Here is a 16656-nt window from a genome sequence, read left to right as displayed (position 1 = left end):
GTCTGAGTATCGAAAAGGGATTAACCGTCGCTCATATCATCGTGACGGTGGGCGTTGCATCACGCCGATGGATCGGAATTGCCAAGCAGCTGCACCCCGTTGATCTTCCAGCCGTTTTCCAGCTGGACCATCTGATAGTCCAGGATGTGAGCCCCGCCGTTCGCATCCACCACCATCACTTTCTGCCACCAGAACCCTGAGATCTGCCGCAATTCCAGAAATCGGATCTCAGCCGGGCGCCAGACCATTGGATAGCCGTCGCGCACCATCGCGCCAAAATTCTCGGGCGTGCGGAACATTGTCTGGATGTTGGGGCTGGCGAAGGTGAAGGCCGTGGCGAAGTCATCGGCCTTGAAGGCTTCAATCTGCGCCGCGATATTGGCTTCGATGTCGCCACTTTGGGCAACTGCGGCTGTTGCCAGACCGGCGCTCAGGGAAACTGCAAGCAAAAGTCGACGCATGGGGCCACCTCCTGCCGGAAAGGTAGCCCCATGCAGTATCGGGTCAAATCAGGCCAGGTCTCCGGCCAGGGCCTTGTCGATCAGTGCAATCGTTTCGGGGACGCCATAAAGGGCGATGAACCCGCCGAACCGAGGGCCTTGGCTGGCGCCCAACAACACCTCGTAGAGGGCTGTGAACCAGCCGCGCATCGGGTCAAAGCGCTCGCGGCCGATGGAATAGACCACCGATTGCAGAGCTTCGTCCTCGACCGGACCGTCATAGGCTTCAAGCGCCGACTTCAGGGCCTCAAGCGCCTCGCGCTCTTGCTCCGTCGGCGCCCGATGCTTGCGGGTCGGCTTCACGAAGTCGTTGAAGTAGCGCACTGCAAAACCGGCGGCCTTGTCGAGGTCCGGGTGGCTTTCGGCCGTGGCTTCGGGCGCATAGCGGCGGATGAAGCCCCACAGAGTCTCCTTGTCCTCGGCACCTGAAACCGACGCGAGGTTCAGCAGCATTGCAAAGGGTACGATCAACGTCGATTCCGGCACGTCACCGCCGTGAATGTGCCAGACCGGGTTGTTCAACTGAGCCTTCAGATCCTGCCCGTGGTAGGCACGCAACTGCTGATGGTATTCATCATATGCCTTCGGGATGACGTCAAAATGCATCCGCTTTGCCGTCTTCGGCTTTTGATACATGAAATAGGCCAGACTCTCGGTCGGCGCATAGGTCAGCCACTCGTCGATCGACACTCCGTTTCCGGACGACTTCGAGATTTTCTGCCCGTTTTCATCGAGGAACAGCTCATACGAGAAATGCTCGGGGGCACGGCCGCCCAGCGCCCGGCAGATCGCGTCATAGATCTTTTCGTTGGTCGCATGTTCCTTGCCATACATCTCGAAGTCGACGCCCAACGCCGCCCAGCGCGCTCCGAAATCCGGCTTCCACTGCAACTTCACATTGCCGCCGGTCACGGGCAGCGTCCACTCCTTGCCATCTTCATCATCGAAGGTGACGGTGTAGGTCTCGGAGCACACCTTTTTCATCGGGACATAGAGGACCCGGCCCGTTTCCGGATGGATCGGCAGGAAGATCGAATAGGTCTGCTGTCGCTCTTCCCGCAGGCTTTTCAGCATGATGGCCATGATGTCGTCATAACGTTCGACTGCACGCTTCAGGATTTCGTCGAACTGACCCGAACGATAAAAGTCGCGCGCCGAATAGAACTCGTATTCGAACCCGAACGTATCAAGGAACCGACGTAGCATGGCGTTGTTGTGTTCACCAAAGCTGGGATACTCACCGAACGGGTCAGGGACCGAAGTCAGCGGCTGCTGCAGATAGGCTTCTAGGGCCTCTGGGTTCGGCACGTTGCTGGGAACCTTGCGCATCCCGTCCAGATCATCCGAAAAGCAGATCAGCTTGGTAGGAATGTCCGACAGGGTCTCGAAGGCGCGCTTGACCATCGTGGTCCGCGCCACCTCACCGAAAGTGCCGATATGCGGCAGGCCCGACGGGCCATATCCCGTTTCGAACAGAACGAAGCCCTTTTCCGGTGGAGACTTCTGATAGCGTTTGAGCAACCGGCGCGCCTCTTCGAAAGGCCAAGCCTTTGACGTCATGGCGGTTTCACGCAGTTCAGACATTTCGTTCGTTCTCCATCGGGAAATCAGCGACGGTCACTCAATGCGACCGACCGGCATCTCCTATTGTGCAGATGCAGCGTGAGTCAATGACCGCAGGCGAGAAACGCCGCCCCTGCTACGATTTCAGACGGTTGCTCGTGACCAGGAACACGGAAAAATCTGATCTGGGCACAAACAGACATCGGTATGTATTGGAAAACAAGATATTGAACCCTTTGCCACACCTCAATAACGTGCGGCACGATACCAATCGCAGGACGTTCCCATGACCCAACCCGTTTCCCACCCGATGTCGCCGCAGGATTGCCTTGTGGCGATCATGGTGGCCGTCTCAGCCTCGGACGAGAACATCCGCACCGTCGAACTGGTCAAGATCGAGACAGCCGTGAACATGCTGCCTGTGTTTGCCGACTACGATATCGACCGTATGCGCCGGGTTTCGCAGATCGTGTTCGATCTGTTCGAGCAGGAAGATGGTCTGGACGCACTGTTTGGTCTGATCCGAGACAACCTGCCTGAGCGGTTGAACGAAACGGCCTATGCTCTGGCCTGCGATGTAGCCGCTGCCGATGGCTCGCTCGCCGAGACCGAACTGCGACTGCTGGAAGAGATCCGATATGAGTTGGAGATCGATCGGCTGCACGCCGCAGCGATTGAGCGCGGCGCACGGGCGCGTCACACGGTCTGATCGGATTCAGCTGCCATAAAGCGCGCCCCAGCGCTCGATGAGGGCCTGCTGCAGTTTGCGAGACCTGCGATTCCAGCTGCGCGCGCCTTCAGGGCGTTCGCGGCTTTCACGCGCGATGGTCGCCCGATGCGGAAGATCGGCAGTGAATATCGCAAAGGCCAACTCGGATCCTTCGGCGGTGGTCAGATACCCGCCCAAGCCAGATACAAAGTTCAGGGTTCCGGTCTTGGCGTCGACCTTGATCGGGTGCCCTTGGATCCGCTGGCCTTTGGCGTCGGTCAGGGTAAACGGCTTCAACAGATGTCGCAGCGTTTCATGTTGCTGAGCGGCCACCAGAACTTTGACCAGGCCAGACGGCACCATTCGCGAAGCATCGCCCAACCCCGAATGATCCACCATAGCAATACCGGACGCGCCATAGGTCTGAGCCGACCAGCGATTCATCTCATCCGCGGACTCTGCCAGTGTTTGCGGCCGCCTACCCCGCGCGACTGTCGCAGCCAGCCCCACCATCTCGGCCGTGAGGTTGGTCGAATATTTCAGCATCCCTTTCACTATGCTGGTAAGTTCATCGCTCTGATGCGTGACCAGAACGGTGCCGCTGGGGGCCTCGCGTGTGACTTGAACCCGCCCCAGGACGATGCCGTTCACCCGGGCCAGAGTGCGGAACACATCCCCGGCATACAAACCCGGTTTGCGCACGGGCAACCACCTGGCGCCACCATTACCCAGCGCGCCCTTGGCAACTGTCCAGCGGTCCTGCCGCGCGCTGGGTTGATAGCTGTAGACCGGAAGGTTGCGATTTTCGATCCGCATCGCGGCCATGTCCACCGACGGCGTATAACTGGCACTGCGTGCGTCCATGGTCACGTCATAGCTGGACCCTTGGCGTTTCCACTCGAAATGCACACGGTTGAAGTTCAGGGAAATTCCACTGATCGCAGGGCTATAGCCCACATGATCAGGCTGACCGGGGTCTATGCTGAATACATAGGGCAATGCGCCGCTGTACACTTTGAACGCCCCCCGAACCTCGGTCAGTCCGGCCTTGCGCAGGTTGGCGGCCATCATGGCCAGAGCATCGGTATCCAATACCGGATCGCCGCCTCCGACCAGTATCAGATCACCCTTGAGGATCCCGTTTTTAATCGGACCATCTGCGATCAGCTTTGTTTCGAACCGATGGTCCGGCCCCAGAACGTCCAGCGCGTAAAGCGCGGTCAGGGCTTTGGCGACGCTGGCCGGCGGCAAGCCGCGGGCCCCGCCGAATTCCTCCAGTTGCGCGCCGGTTTTCACGTCGGCCACGGCGAAGACCACTTCGCCTTTCAATCGCGCCGCCTGAATGATGCGTTCGGCACCGCTCAACTCGGCGCCACGGGCAACAGGCCGCAACGAGACCGTTGGCGCCCCGGCAAAACCCACGGTGGGGATCAGAAGCGAACCGGCGCCGGCCAGAAAGAAACGTCTCGAAATACGATCAGTCATGGGTCAAATAAAATCCCAGAGATCACAGGCAAACAACCATGCACCAGAATTATGTGCCCATCGGGGCTGTTCAGGCAACACCTGTCAGGTCCAGCCGCCTTTAGAGCGTATCTGAGTCGAGCTGACGTCGACCATCGGCACGTTCACGAAACACCAGGCAGGCGCATCGGCCCGACCCAAAAGATGCCGCGCCGTTCCGTCAATCCGGTATTTGGCATAGACACGCGCCGCCGGTGACATGCGGGCCGAAATCCGATCTCCGGGGCGCGCCACCACGCCCACAGGAACGGTGTCCATGATCAACCGCCAGTCCTTCCATTTGTGAAACTGGGCCAGGTTGTCAGCCCCCATCAGCCAAACGAACCGAACCTGCGGATAGAGCCGCCGCAAGGCAGCAAGTGTGTCAGCCGTGGCGCGGGTGCCCGTCAGATCCTCAATGTCAGTCACCTCAACCTTGGGATGCTGCATGATGGACCGTGCAGCCTCAACTCGCTGATCGATCGGAGCCGGGCCGCGAGACTTCAGCGGGTTCCCCGGCGACACCAACCACCAGACCCGATCCAAACCAAAAGCCTTCATCGCCTCCAGTGTAACGTGCACATGCCCCTGATGCGGCGGATCGAACGATCCCCCGAACAGTCCCACGACCTGACCGGGCCGCGCATATGGTATCGCGCTTCGCAACATCCCCTGCTGTAGTCCAGAACTCACCGGCCTTGTCAATCAACAGGTTGCACAGCATCGCCCAAACCGACCGCCCCCGATCGCACCACTTCGGCACACCAGCCGCCATGCCCGCGCACTGCAGAGTACCCCCCGTTGCCCAACGCCTCTTCCATCCTGCTGCAAGGCGCGCAGATAACCGTGATCCGCAAAATGGCGGTGCCGACCTGAACCTCGCGCCCTTTGAGAGCGCCCAAATTGATGCCGGAAACCACCAGATTGCGCCGCAGCACGTCCGGTGTGACTGGGCCTTGTCCCAAATAGCTGCCGATCGCGGCAAGATGCTCGTTCTGAATCAGGGTCACCGCACGCTTCCCCGGGCGACTGCGATCGCCCTCAACCCCATCTTCCCGGATCATGGCCTGACCCAGTGCGATCATATCCAATCGTCGCCCCGGTCTGACGCCGATCCATTCGATCCGTCCGGCCTTGGCCCAACCCGATACCAATTGCGCAAGTTCCGGCATTCCCAGCATCCCTCCCAGTCCGGTCCGGCCGGCGCATAAGGCCAGCCAGAAATTCGCCAAAGCACCAGCTTGCCCCGCCCGTCCCGCTTGGCTATCAAGCGGGTCAACCTGAATTCCCCGACCCAGAGGACGCGACATGGCCGCCTATCAATATGTCTACCACATGCAGGGTGTCTCAAAGACCTATCCCGGTGGCAAGAAGTGCTTTGAAAACATTCACCTGAGCTTTCTGCCCGGCGTAAAGATCGGTGTCGTCGGCGTGAACGGCGCCGGTAAGTCGACCCTGATGAAGATCATGGCCGGCCTTGATACCGATTTCACCGGCGAGGCGTGGGCCGCCGAGGGCGCAAAGGTCGGCTATCTGCCACAAGAACCTCAGTTGGACGAATCCCTGACCGTCCGCGAAAACGTCATGCTGGGCGTGGCCGAAAAAAAGGCCAAGGTCGACCGCTTCAACGAAATCGCGATGGAGATTGCCGAGAACTACTCGGACGAGTTGATGGAAGAGATGACCGCCCTGCAGGACGCGATCGACGCGGAAAACCTGTGGGACCTCGACAGTCAGATCGACGTTTCGATGGAGGCACTGCGCTGCCCGCCGGACGATGCCAACATCGCCAACCTCTCGGGCGGCGAGAAACGCCGCGTGGCACTGTGCAAGCTGCTGCTGGAAGCGCCCGACATGCTGCTCTTGGACGAACCGACCAACCACCTGGACGCCGAGACTATCGCCTGGCTGCAACAGCACCTGATCGACTACAAGGGCACCATCCTGATCGTCACGCACGACCGCTACTTCCTTGATGACATCACCGGCTGGATTCTCGAGCTGGACCGCGGCCGTGGCATTCCGTACGAGGGCAACTATTCCTCGTGGCTGGAACAGAAGGCCAAGCGGCTGGAGCAGGAAGCCCGCGAGGACAAGTCCAAGCAGAAGACCCTGCAGCGCGAACTGGAATGGATGCGTCAGGGGCAAAAGGCGCGTCAGGCCAAATCCAAGGCCCGCATCAACGCCTACAACGAGTTGGCCGAACAGTCCGAGCGCGAAAAGCTGACCCGCGCCCAGATCGTCATCCCCAACGGCCCGCGCCTGGGCAGCAAGGTGATAGAGGTCAACGGGCTGGCCAAGCATATGGGCGACAAGCAATTGATCGAGAACCTGTCCTTCAGCCTTCCGCCGGGCGGCATCGTCGGCGTCATCGGTCCCAACGGCGCCGGTAAGTCGACCCTGTTCAAGATGCTGACCGGCCAGGAAAAGCCCGATGCAGGCACCATCGAATACGGCGACACGGTAGAACTGTCCTATGTCGATCAGTCGCGCGACGATCTCAACGACAACGACACCGTGTGGGAGGCGATCACCGGCGGTGCCGAAATCATCCAACTGGGTGACGCGCAGGTCAATTCCCGCGCCTATTGCTCGTCCTTCAACTTCAAGGGCGGCGACCAGCAGAAAAAGGTCTCGTTGCTGTCAGGGGGTGAGCGCAACCGCGTCCACATGGCCCGCCTGCTGAAGGAGGGCGGCAACGTCCTGCTGCTGGACGAACCGACCAACGACCTGGACGTCGAAACCCTGCGCGCGCTGGAAGACGCGCTGGTCGATTTCGCCGGCTGCGCCGTGGTCATCTCGCACGACCGTTTCTTCCTCGACCGGATCTGTACGCACATCCTGGCCTTCGAGGGCGATGCGCATGTGGAATGGTTCGAGGGCAACTTCGAGGACTACGAAGAAGACAAGAAGCGCCGCCTTGGACCGGACGCGCTGGAGCCCAAGCGGTTGAAGCACAAGAAATTTGCGCGGTAGCACCCCTGACACATCTCCGGATGGATAGTGTGGGCAGAAATCAGCCCATACTATCACCGGGATGATGGACAGTTGGAGAACGGTATGGCGGAAGCGCTACTGTTGCTTGGCTTCTTTGTGCTCGCAAGCATTTCGGCGTGGGTGTCTTCGCTGATCTTGGCGTCTGTGTTTCCATTCTTCAACTTCAAGACAGAGTATACCGAGTATCTATTGAGGGTAAGCGGCGCACCGCCCACCCGTCTTCGTCTGCTTCTGACGGTTTACGGGGCTAACAGCTATTTCTTTAAGATAGATTGGGGGCACGACTCACCTGCACCGGGTGCACTCAAAACCACTCCAAATCGCAACCTTTTTCGCATGCTTCTCCTGGCACTTGCGACCTTGATTTTTACCGTGTTCCTGTGGATCGCTGCATTCGCGATGTTCAACATCATCTCTGCACGAATCTAGAAAACGACATCCCAGCATCTGGCTGATTGCTTGTGCCGATACGGGCTCTCGGGCGTCCGAATGCCATTGACTGGAGTCGACTATCAAACAGGTGACCGATCCTATTTCTTGGCCGATTCGATATTGGATTCGTGTCCGTTCTGCCCGGATGGGACGCGATAATCTGACACCGAAAAGTCCGTAGCAGATTCGAGTTCAGTTCGGCGGATTTATGTTCAAAACGCCCGCTGGCCCCTGAAAGCACAACACATTCTGCCCAACTGACCCTTGCCATATGGCCCTCTCAGTGCCATATGCAAAGAGCTTACGTTATTCTACTTCGACCTACTGTCTCCGTTTTCGGCGTTCAGTCTATCGATCCAGACAACGACGCCGGGCTGCCGCAATTCCGTGGGCAGCGCTAAAAACAGGAGATACGGATATGCCCGCAGGCACCGTAAAATGGTTCAACACCACCAAAGGTTTCGGCTTCATCGCACCCGAAGAGGGCGGCAAAGACGTGTTCGTGCACATTTCGTCCGTCGAGCGTTCGGGCCTGACCGGCCTGGCCGACAACCAGAAAGTCACCTATGAACTGCGCGCTGGTCGCGACGGTCGCGAAAGCGCCGACAACATCGAACTGGCCTAAACCAGGTCTCTGGGGGCGACGGATGACCGTCGCCCCCGTTTTTTTGCGCGGTTTCTGATCGCGCTTTCCAGCCCCGGTGGGGCAGGAAAACAACATCACTTTCCGGTGAAACCCGCGCGGGAATTGACCGGATCGGCTATTGTGAACAGACTGCTACCCTGTTTTCTTTGTTGATTAGCCGAGTATTGACATGTTCTCACGCCGCAATTTTCTGATCTCCGCCGCTGCTCTCAGCGCCGTGCCCGGCACGGCCCACGCGAAGAAGAAGCCGGTCGAATACGACCCGACTCCGCAAATCGTTCGGATCAAGAAGCAGTTTTTGCCCGGGCAATTGTTGGTCGCACCGCGTTCGTTCTACCTGTATTTCGTGACCGAGCCCCGCAAAGCCATCCGTTATGGCTGTGGCGTCGGTAAGGCCGGGCTGGAATTTACCGGAACTGCGACAATCGACGTGAAAAAGGAATGGCCCACCTGGCGCCCGACCGAAGAGATGATCGAGCGGGACCCCGTTGCCTATGCCAAATTCAAGGACAATGACTATGTCCAGCCCGGTGGAGGAGACAACCCGCTGGGCGCGCGTGCCCTGTATCTGTTTCAGAATGGCGTCGACACGTATTTCCGCATCCATGGAACGACCCAGCCGCAGACCATCGGACGAGCCGTGTCGAACGGGTGCATCAGAATGCTGAATGAGCACGTGATCGACCTTTACAACCGCGTCCCAATCGGAACGGTCGTCACCGTCGTCTAAGGCAGCGGTCAAGGCCCCGACCAATCCACCCCTTCGGCTTTTTCAATCTTCAGTCTTCCGTTTGGCCACGGGACACAAAGGCTTGCCGCTTGCCTGTCCGATCCGTTCAGCCAGGTCCGGACGTCTTCGGGCCGCAACAGGACACCCATGCGGTGGTGGATCGGCCGCAGATCATCGTTCGGCTCGCAGGTCACAGCAGCGAACTGATCGACATGCTGACCACCGGGCGCGATCCATCTGTCCGTAATCGCGGCAAACAACAAGGGGATTCCGTCGGCGGATTCAATCCGCCACGCGGTTTTGCGGCGCTTTTCGCCAGTCCACTCGTACCAGCCATCAACCGGAACAACCGCGCGACCGACACCTTCGAAAGCAGATTTGTCAAAAACCGTTTCCGACCGCGCATTGATGATCGTTTCCATGACCGGTCGCCCCCGGGCATTGACGCGCCCTACGGGAATCATGCCCCACCGCATGGGCCCGGCGCCTTCAGCGGTCAGAACGATAACTTCCTGACCGGGCTGTATGTTCTGGCGCGGCTGTTCATCCGGCCAAGCAGTTTCGCGACCCAGGAATTCGGAAATCTGGGAGAACGGCCGCGTCAGAAAGAAACGCCCGGGCACGGTTTACTGCCGCTGTTTTGCGGCGGCGATCAGATCAAGGACAGCAGGTCCCAGATCATCCACGATCAGCGCAACGCCGCGCGCATTGGGGTGGATCCCGTCTGGTTGCATGTAGGTCTGCACGGCTCCGGGGTCGCCATCCGCCTGCAACCCGGAAAAAAAGCTGGGGGCATAGAGCGTGCCGAACTGGGTGGCCAGATCCGGATACATCGCGTCAAACGCCTGTTTGTAGTCCGCGCCATAATTGCCCGGGGCCTGCATGCCGATCAGCAGAACCGGAACATTGGCCGTTTGCGCCTCGGTCAGAATTTTTTCCAGATTCGACTTCGAAACGGCCGGATCGATCCCACGAAGAACGTCGTTTCCGCCCAGCGCCACGATCATCCCGTCCACCTCTGGTGTCAGGGTCCAGCCCACACGCGCCGCACCGCCGGCCGTTGTGTCCCCGGAAACACCGGCGTTGATTATCTTCACTTCGACGCCTTGCGCATCCAGCCACCGGGTTAGTTGAGGGACGAACCCGTCTTCCTCAACAAGGCCGTAGCCTTGAGCCAGCGAGTCTCCGAGAGCGGCCAGGACCAACGGCTCGGCTGTGGCAGCAATGCCGCAGAGCGACAACAGCCCCGCCGCCAGAGCCTTGCGCAAGTTCCTGACCGCTCCATATCCCAAATGACTGCCCCTTTCGGAAAGACTAATGACTGAACCCGTTCTGACACTCCAAAATGCCGCTTTGTCGCTGGATGGCAATGCCGGACCCGTCGAAATCTTGCGGGACATCAATCTGACCGTGAAAGAGGGAGAGACGCTGGGCCTCGTCGGTCCGTCAGGTTCGGGCAAATCCTCGCTGTTGATGCTGATGGGCGGGCTGGAGCAGACGACCGCGGGTCGCATCACTGCATTGGGACAAGACCTGACCTCGATGAGTGAGGATGCGCTTGCCCGGTTTCGGCGCGACGCGATGGGAGTCGTTTTCCAGAATTTCCATCTGATCCCGACCATGACGGCGCTTGAAAACGTTGCCACCCCGCTGGAACTGGCCGGTCACCGCGATGCCTTCGATCGGGCCGAGGCCGAATTGGCGGCGGTGGGGCTTTCGCATCGGCGCGATCACTACCCGGCGCAACTGTCGGGCGGCGAACAACAGCGGGTCGCGCTGGCCCGCGCTTCGGCCCCGAGGCCTCGGATCCTTTTGGCGGACGAACCGACCGGCAATCTGGATGAGACGAATGGCGCGGCTATCGTTGATTTGCTGTTCGGCCTGCGCGACCGGCACCGGGCGACGCTGGTTCTGGTCACACACAGCCACTCGCTGGCCCGCAGATGCGACCGGGTTGTCCGATTGCGCGACGGCCGCATCACCGAAGAGGCCAGCCAAGAGGCAGCGGAATGAGCTTGCGCCTGGCGACGCGCCTGGCCCGACGTGAACTCAGGGGCGGCTTACGCGGTTTTCGGGTTTTTCTGGCCTGTCTGACCCTGGGGGTTGCCGCCATCGCTGCGGTTGGATCGGTGCGGCAAGCAATCATGACCGGCCTTGCACAAGAGGGGGCGGCCTTGCTGGGCGGCGATGCCCAGATAGAGCTGACTTATCGCTTTGCGGACGAAGCAGAAACCGCGTGGATGGAGCAAAACGCCGATCGCGTGTCCGAAGTCGTCGATTTCCGCTCGATGGCCGTGACCCGCAGCGACGCACCGCAACGCGGACTTACTCAGGTCAAGGCCATCGATGAGGCCTATCCTCTGATCGGTGCCGTCCGGTTGAGCCCCGAAATCTCGCTGTCCGAGGCGTTGGACGGAAATACCACCCTTCCCGGGGCAGTGATGGACCCGGTTCTGATCGAGCGTCTGGGGCTGGACATCGGCGACAGTTTTGCACTGGGCACGCAGGACTTTGTGCTGGCTGCCGCCCTGATATCCGAACCCGACGCGGCCGGAGATGGGTTCACCTTGGGCCCGCGCACATTGGTTCGCACAACCGATCTTAAAAACTCGGGCCTATTGCAGCCCGGCACGCTGTTTTCGACCAAATACCGTATGGACCTGCCGGTCGGAGCCGACCTCACAGAAGTCTCGGAACAGGCAGAGAGCGTTCTGCAGGGTTCGGGGCTGCGCTGGACCGATGCGCGCAACGGCGCACCCGGAATTGCCGAATTCGTTTCGCGCCTCGGCGCGTTCCTGGTGCTGGTGGGCCTCTCGGGTCTGGCTGTGGGCGGCATCGGCGTGTCCGCGGCCGTACGCGCCTATCTCGCCCGAAAGACCGAAACCATCGCCACACTGCGCACGTTGGGCGCAGACCGCGCCACGATCTTTCAGACCTATCTGATCCAGATCGGCGTTCTTTCGGTTGTCGGGATCGCCGCTGGTGTAGCCCTTGGCGGGCTGGCCCCGATTCTCCTCGCACCCCTGATTGAAAGCCGGCTTCCCGTACCGGCCGTTTTCTCTGTCTATCCGCAACCGCTGTTCGAGGCGGCATTGTATGGCCTGCTGACCGCCTTGCTGTTCACCCTGTGGCCCCTTGCCCGGGCTGAGGACGTCCGGGCAGCGACCCTGTTCCGCGATGCACTGAGCAGTGCCCGCAGGCTGCCCCGCGCCGCTTACCTGTTGGCGACGGGCCTGGCCCTGGCGACACTGATCGCCACCGCCGCTTGGTTCAGCGGCTCCCCCTGGCTAACCCTCTGGACCGGAGGGGGATTTGTCGGCGCATTGGTGCTGTTGGCGCTGTCGGCCCATGGCATCCGCTATGTGGCAAAAAGGACCGCAACACGCGCCCGCGGCCGCCCGGCGTTGCGTTGGGCACTTGCCGCAATTTCCGACCCCCGTGAAGGTGCCGCATCGGTGGTCCTGTCTCTGGGATCGGGCCTGTCGGTTCTGGCTGCGGTCGGACAGATCGACGGCACTCTGCGCAATGCGATATCCGGGAACCTGCCGGACGTGGCGCCGTCGTACTTTTTCGTGGACATTCAAAAAGACCAGATGCCCGGCTTCAGCAGCCGGCTTGAAAACGACCCCGGTGTCACACGCGTAGAAAGCGCACCAATGCTGCGCGGAATCATCTCGCAGATCAACGGCCAGCCAGCACATCAGGTTGCGGGCGATCATTGGGTTCTGGAAGGCGATCGCGGCGTGACCTATTCGGACAACGCGCCACAAAACGCCCGCATCACCGCCGGGGAATGGTGGCCAGAGGACTATTCAGGCCCACCTCAGATCAGCTTTGCCGCGGAAGAGGCCGAGGAAATGGGTCTCAATCTTGGTGACGAGCTGATGGTGAATATTCTCGGGCGTGATATCACCGCGACCATAACATCGCTGCGCGAGGTGGACTTCTCGAACGCGGGCATGGGATTTATCATGTCGATGAACCCGTCGGCACTGGCCGGCGCCCCTCATAGTTTCATTGCAACGGTCTACGCCAAGGAAGAGGCCGAGGCAGCCATCCTTCAAGACCTGGCGACCCAGTTCCCCAACATCACCGCGATCCGGGTTCGGGACGCGATCGACCGTGTCTCGGGCCTGCTTGCCGGTTTGGCCTCGGCCACCTCCTACGGCGCCGGTGTGTCTTTGCTGACCGGTTTTCTGGTTCTGATCGGCGCTGCGGCCGCGGGAGAGCCCGCACGTCGCTACGAGGCCGCAATCCTCAAGACGATCGGCGCAGATCGCCAACGGATACTTCTCAGCTTTGGCTTGCGCTCGGCGCTTCTGGGTGCGGCTGCGGGCTGCGTGGCGCTGCTGGCCGGCATCCTTGGAGGCTGGGCTGTGGCGACATTCATTTTCGATACCAGCTTTGCGGTGATGTGGCCTTCGGCATTGGGTATCGTCGCTGCCGGGCTGGCCGTCACGCTGCTGGCGGGGCTATTCTTCGCCCTCCGCCCCCTATCCGTCAGCCCGGCCCGCGTTCTGCGGGCCAGCGACTGAATTCAACGCGCGCAGGTAACGGGTTGCAGAATTTTCAGCAGCGGATCGTTGTCGCAAACCAAAGCATCCAGCGATATTTCATCCAGCGACGCAAAGAAGACCTCGGCCGCGTCCTGCAGCGCCAGACGCAGGCGGCAGGCATCGGTCAACGGGCAGGTGTTGTCGGCATCCGCAAAACACTCGGCGATCGGCAAACTGCCCTCGACATGGCGAAAGACGGATCCGATCCGGATCTGGTCCGCCGGCCGACCCAGCGTCATGCCACCGTTGCGACCGCGCTGCGTACTCAGATACCCCAGCTGACCCAGCTGGTTGATGACTTGCGCCAGATGGTTTTCCGAAATGTTGCAGACATCCGCAATCTCGGATTTCGTGACGAGCCGGTCCGGATGTGCAGCGCAATACATCAGCAGCCGTACGGCGATATTTGTTCGTTTGGTGATCCGCATCAGATCCTCCCCCCGAATTTCAAGATGAAGCCTTATTGCACAGGCCGCAAAAAAACGGTTTGACATACATCAATCGTCAAGAAGGACAGCACGCGAAATGGCAGAGCCCTATTTCTTTGGCTATGGCAGCCTCGTAAACCTTGCCACGCATGACTTTCCCGACCCGCGACCGGCGCGGCTCAAGGGCTGGCGCCGGGCATGGCGGCATACCGATCTGCGCCCGGTCGCCTTCTTGACCGCGGTGCCGGATCCCGACTGCGAGATCGACGGCATGATCGCACATGTCCCCAAAAACGACTGGGCGGCACTGGATGAACGGGAGTGGGCCTATGATCGAATCCCTGCCACCCACGCCATAACTCATCCTCTGAAGACAGAGGTCGAGATTGCGGTCTATGCGGTTCCTGAACAGCAGCGCAAGGACCCGACGCACAGCCACCCGGTTTTGCTCAGCTATGTAGACGTTGTGGTGCAGGGGTACTTGCGCGCATTCGGCTTGCCGGGTGTCGAGCGTTTCTTCGCCACGACCGACGGGTGGGACGCGCCGATCCTGAATGACCGGAACGCGCCGCGTTATCCGCGCCACCAACAGCTTCACCCCGACGAAACAGCCTTGGTCGATGAGCACCTGTCCCGGGTCTCGGCCCGGATCGTTCAGACCGCGTAAAAAAGGCGGGCGCCTGCAGCACCCGCCACTGGTTCTTGTTCAGTTCGAAGGCGACACCACCGCGCGGTGTCTTATTTTCGCGCCCGCACGACCTGCAGCAACGGCAGAAAGGTCGCCATCTCGGGGCCACGCTCCATCCCGGTCAGCGCCTTGCGCAGGGGCATGAACAGGCCCTTGCCCTTGCGGCCGGTCGCCTCTTTCACGGCCGCCGTCCACTTGCCCCAGGTCTCGCCGTCAAACGGCCCCTCGGGCAGCAGTTCCATCGCCTGCGCAACGAATTCGCGGTCTTCCTCGTCGATCAGCGGCTCGGCCCCGTCGCGACACAGCTCCCACCAGCCTTTCAGGTCGTTCAGCGTGGTGATGTTCTCGCGCGCCATCATCCAGAACGGCTCGGCCAGTTCATCGGGCACACCGGCCGCGGCCACCGCGTCGGAAACCTTCTCGAGCGGCAGCGTCTGCAGATATCGGGCCGTCAGCGGAAACAGGTCCTGCACATCGAACTTGGTCGGCGCCGACCCAAACCGGGTGACGTCGAAACCTTCAATCAACTCGGCCATGTCGCTGCGCAGTTCCACCGGGTCGGACGAGCCCAACCGCGCCATCAAGCTCAACAGCGCCATCGGCTGCACGCCCTGCTCGCGCAGATCGCGCAGCGCCAGCGTGCCAAGGCGCTTGGACAGCGCCTCACCCTGCGGGCCGGTCAGCAACGAGTGATGGGCAAAACGCGGAACGGTTCCGCCCAGCGCCTTGATGATCTGAATCTGGGTCGCTGTGTTGGTGACGTGGTCGGCGCCGCGCACCACGTCGGTCACGCCCATCTCGGTGTCGTCCACGACCGAGGCCAGCGTGTACAGCACCTGCCCGTCGCCACGGATCAGCACCGGATCCGACACCGAGGCCGCGTCGATCGACACGTCGCCCAGAATGCCGTCCGTCCACTCGATGCGCTCATGATCCAGCTTGAACCGCCATACACCGTTGCCACGTTCAGACCGCAGCGCCTCTTTCTCGGCCTCAGACAGGTTCAGGGCGGCCCGATCATAAACCGGCGGCTTGCCCATGTTCAGCTGCTTCTTGCGCTTGAGGTCCAGCTCGGTCGGGGTCTCAAAGGCTTCGTAGAACCTGCCGATCTCGCGCAGCTTGCCGGCGGCTTCCGCATAGCGGTCCAGCCGGTCCGACTGCCGCTCCACCCGGTCCCAGTGCAGACCCAGCCACTCGAGATCCTGCTTGATCGCATCAACATATTCTTCCTTCGACCGTTCGGGGTCGGTGTCGTCGATACGCAGGATGAACGTGCCGCCGGCCTTGCGGGCGATCAGATAGTTCATCAGCGCGGTGCGCAGGTTGCCCACATGAATATAACCGGTGGGCGAAGGGGCGAAACGGGTGGTTGTCATGGATGTCTCCTGTTGGCGCGGCTCATGTCACATGAGCGCGTTTTTGTCCAGAAGGCGGTGCGAATGCTTGCCGTTTACTCGGACTTGATCGGCCAACGTGATGACAGGTCATCCAACCCTGCGCGGATCAATTCGGCCAACACGTCCTCGTCAATGTCCGACAGCTTGTTCACGTACAGACATGACTTGCCGGTCTTGTGCTTGCCCAAGCGCGCCAGAATACTGCCGAAATCGGAGTAGCCCGGCATGATATAGATCGAAAACGCGGCCTTGCGTGGGGAAAACCCGGTGGCAAGAAACGTGCCTTCCCGCCCGGACTTGTAGCGGTAGTCATACCGCCCGTATCCAACGATGGATGGCCCCCACATGACTGGCCGAAACCCGGTGACGGTTTCAAACAGGGTGTTCAGCCTCTGCGCCTCCGTTGCGCGCGCGGCCGGCAGGATCGCTGCCAAAAACTCCTGGACGCTTTGATCGGTCGGAACGGTTTTGTTTCCTGAGCGGGACATGAACAAGATTTAACATGCG

General features: G+C 60.5%; 18 protein-coding genes. 8 read left to right on the top strand and 10 right to left on the bottom strand.

Annotated elements, in window-relative coordinates; all coding sequences use genetic code 11:
* Positions 1 to 59 precede the first annotated feature (59 nt).
* Both ACR3EK_RS00840 and ACR3EK_RS00835 read right to left on the bottom strand, forming a co-directional pair.
* Positions 60 to 461: a DUF4864 domain-containing protein gene (locus tag ACR3EK_RS00840; protein ID WP_480632447.1), complete on the bottom strand. Its 402-nt coding sequence runs from the start codon at positions 459 to 461 to the stop codon at positions 60 to 62.
* Positions 462 to 509: 48 nt separating this feature from the next.
* Positions 510 to 2084: a lysine--tRNA ligase gene (locus tag ACR3EK_RS00835; RefSeq protein ID WP_480632446.1), complete on the bottom strand. Its 1575-nt coding sequence runs from the start codon at positions 2082 to 2084 to the stop codon at positions 510 to 512.
* 265 nt (positions 2085 to 2349) lie between these two features.
* Between ACR3EK_RS00835 and ACR3EK_RS00830 the strand changes: the two genes are divergently transcribed.
* Positions 2350 to 2772 carry a tellurite resistance TerB family protein gene (locus ACR3EK_RS00830; protein WP_093963405.1) on the top strand — a complete coding sequence of 141 codons (423 nt, stop codon included), beginning with the start codon at positions 2350 to 2352 and terminating at the stop codon, positions 2770 to 2772.
* Between the two features lie 6 nt (positions 2773 to 2778).
* Here the strand turns inward: ACR3EK_RS00830 and dacB are convergent, their stop codons facing one another.
* From dacB to ACR3EK_RS00815, 3 genes are all read right to left on the bottom strand, one after another.
* The gene (gene dacB, locus ACR3EK_RS00825) at positions 2779 to 4257 is read right to left on the bottom strand and encodes a D-alanyl-D-alanine carboxypeptidase/D-alanyl-D-alanine endopeptidase (protein ID WP_480632445.1); all 1479 of its coding nucleotides are present in this window, start codon (positions 4255 to 4257) and stop codon (positions 2779 to 2781) included.
* 84 nt (positions 4258 to 4341) lie between these two features.
* On the bottom strand, positions 4342 to 4944 hold the full coding sequence (locus ACR3EK_RS00820; protein ID WP_170460865.1) for a nicotinate-nucleotide adenylyltransferase: 603 nt from the start codon (positions 4942 to 4944) through the stop codon (positions 4342 to 4344).
* Positions 4945 to 4976: 32 nt separating this feature from the next.
* Positions 4977 to 5447, bottom strand: coding sequence for an MOSC domain-containing protein (locus tag ACR3EK_RS00815; protein ID WP_480632444.1), 471 nt, complete (start codon positions 5445 to 5447; stop codon positions 4977 to 4979).
* 136 nt (positions 5448 to 5583) lie between these two features.
* On the opposite strand from ACR3EK_RS00815, the gene ettA reads away from it, so the two are divergent.
* The 4 genes from ettA (at position 5584) to ACR3EK_RS00795 (ending at position 9080) form a co-directional block, all read left to right on the top strand.
* On the top strand, positions 5584 to 7251 hold the full coding sequence (gene ettA / locus ACR3EK_RS00810) for an energy-dependent translational throttle protein EttA (protein ID WP_093963407.1): 1668 nt from the start codon (positions 5584 to 5586) through the stop codon (positions 7249 to 7251).
* 84 nt (positions 7252 to 7335) lie between these two features.
* Positions 7336 to 7701, top strand: coding sequence for a hypothetical protein (locus ACR3EK_RS00805; protein ID WP_480632443.1), 366 nt, complete (start codon positions 7336 to 7338; stop codon positions 7699 to 7701).
* Positions 7702 to 8122: 421 nt separating this feature from the next.
* Positions 8123 to 8329: a cold-shock protein gene (locus ACR3EK_RS00800; RefSeq protein WP_093963409.1), complete on the top strand. Its 207-nt coding sequence runs from the start codon at positions 8123 to 8125 to the stop codon at positions 8327 to 8329.
* A 190-nt stretch (positions 8330 to 8519) separates the two neighbouring features.
* Entirely contained in the window at positions 8520 to 9080 is a 561-nt protein-coding gene (locus ACR3EK_RS00795; protein WP_170365294.1) for a L,D-transpeptidase, read from the top strand.
* Positions 9081 to 9088: 8 nt separating this feature from the next.
* Here the strand turns inward: ACR3EK_RS00795 and ACR3EK_RS00790 are convergent, their stop codons facing one another.
* Both ACR3EK_RS00790 and ACR3EK_RS00785 read right to left on the bottom strand, forming a co-directional pair.
* Complete coding sequence (locus tag ACR3EK_RS00790; protein ID WP_480632442.1) at positions 9089 to 9703, bottom strand: SOS response-associated peptidase; 615 nt, start codon at positions 9701 to 9703, stop codon at positions 9089 to 9091.
* A 3-nt stretch (positions 9704 to 9706) separates the two neighbouring features.
* Positions 9707 to 10348, bottom strand: a complete 642-nt coding sequence (locus ACR3EK_RS00785) for an arylesterase (protein WP_480632441.1) — start codon at positions 10346 to 10348, stop codon at positions 9707 to 9709.
* Between the two features lie 49 nt (positions 10349 to 10397).
* Here ACR3EK_RS00785 and ACR3EK_RS00780 point away from each other — a divergent pair, with 49 nt between their 5' ends.
* Together ACR3EK_RS00780 and ACR3EK_RS00775 are read left to right on the top strand one after the other, a co-directional pair.
* A complete protein-coding gene (locus ACR3EK_RS00780; RefSeq protein ID WP_480632440.1) occupies positions 10398 to 11093 on the top strand; it encodes an ABC transporter ATP-binding protein in 696 nt (231 codons plus the stop codon).
* The gene (locus tag ACR3EK_RS00775; protein ID WP_480632439.1) at positions 11090 to 13615 is read left to right on the top strand and encodes an ABC transporter permease; all 2526 of its coding nucleotides are present in this window, start codon (positions 11090 to 11092) and stop codon (positions 13613 to 13615) included. The genes ACR3EK_RS00780 and ACR3EK_RS00775 overlap by 4 nt, the downstream gene beginning before the upstream one ends.
* 2 nt (positions 13616 to 13617) lie before the next feature.
* Here the strand turns inward: ACR3EK_RS00775 and ACR3EK_RS00770 are convergent, their stop codons facing one another.
* Positions 13618 to 14064 (bottom strand): RrF2 family transcriptional regulator, encoded by a 447-nt coding sequence (locus tag ACR3EK_RS00770; protein ID WP_093963764.1) that lies wholly within the window; start codon positions 14062 to 14064, stop codon positions 13618 to 13620.
* Positions 14065 to 14161: 97 nt separating this feature from the next.
* Between ACR3EK_RS00770 and ACR3EK_RS00765 the strand changes: the two genes are divergently transcribed.
* Entirely contained in the window at positions 14162 to 14731 is a 570-nt protein-coding gene (locus ACR3EK_RS00765; RefSeq protein WP_480632438.1) for a gamma-glutamylcyclotransferase family protein, read from the top strand.
* 71 nt (positions 14732 to 14802) lie between these two features.
* On the opposite strand, the gene gltX is transcribed toward ACR3EK_RS00765, so the two are convergent.
* Both gltX and ACR3EK_RS00755 read right to left on the bottom strand, forming a co-directional pair.
* Complete coding sequence (gene gltX / locus ACR3EK_RS00760; protein WP_480632437.1) at positions 14803 to 16128, bottom strand: glutamate--tRNA ligase; 1326 nt, start codon at positions 16126 to 16128, stop codon at positions 14803 to 14805.
* A gap of 74 nt (positions 16129 to 16202) precedes the next feature.
* Complete coding sequence (locus ACR3EK_RS00755; RefSeq protein WP_170343273.1) at positions 16203 to 16637, bottom strand: DUF1801 domain-containing protein; 435 nt, start codon at positions 16635 to 16637, stop codon at positions 16203 to 16205.
* Positions 16638 to 16656: the final 19 nt, after the last annotated feature.

The sequence above is a fragment of the Ruegeria sp. BC8 genome, assembly GCF_056535705.1.
Note: the sequence above shows the minus strand (reverse complement) of the source record. Positions and strands in the feature narration are given on the sequence as shown.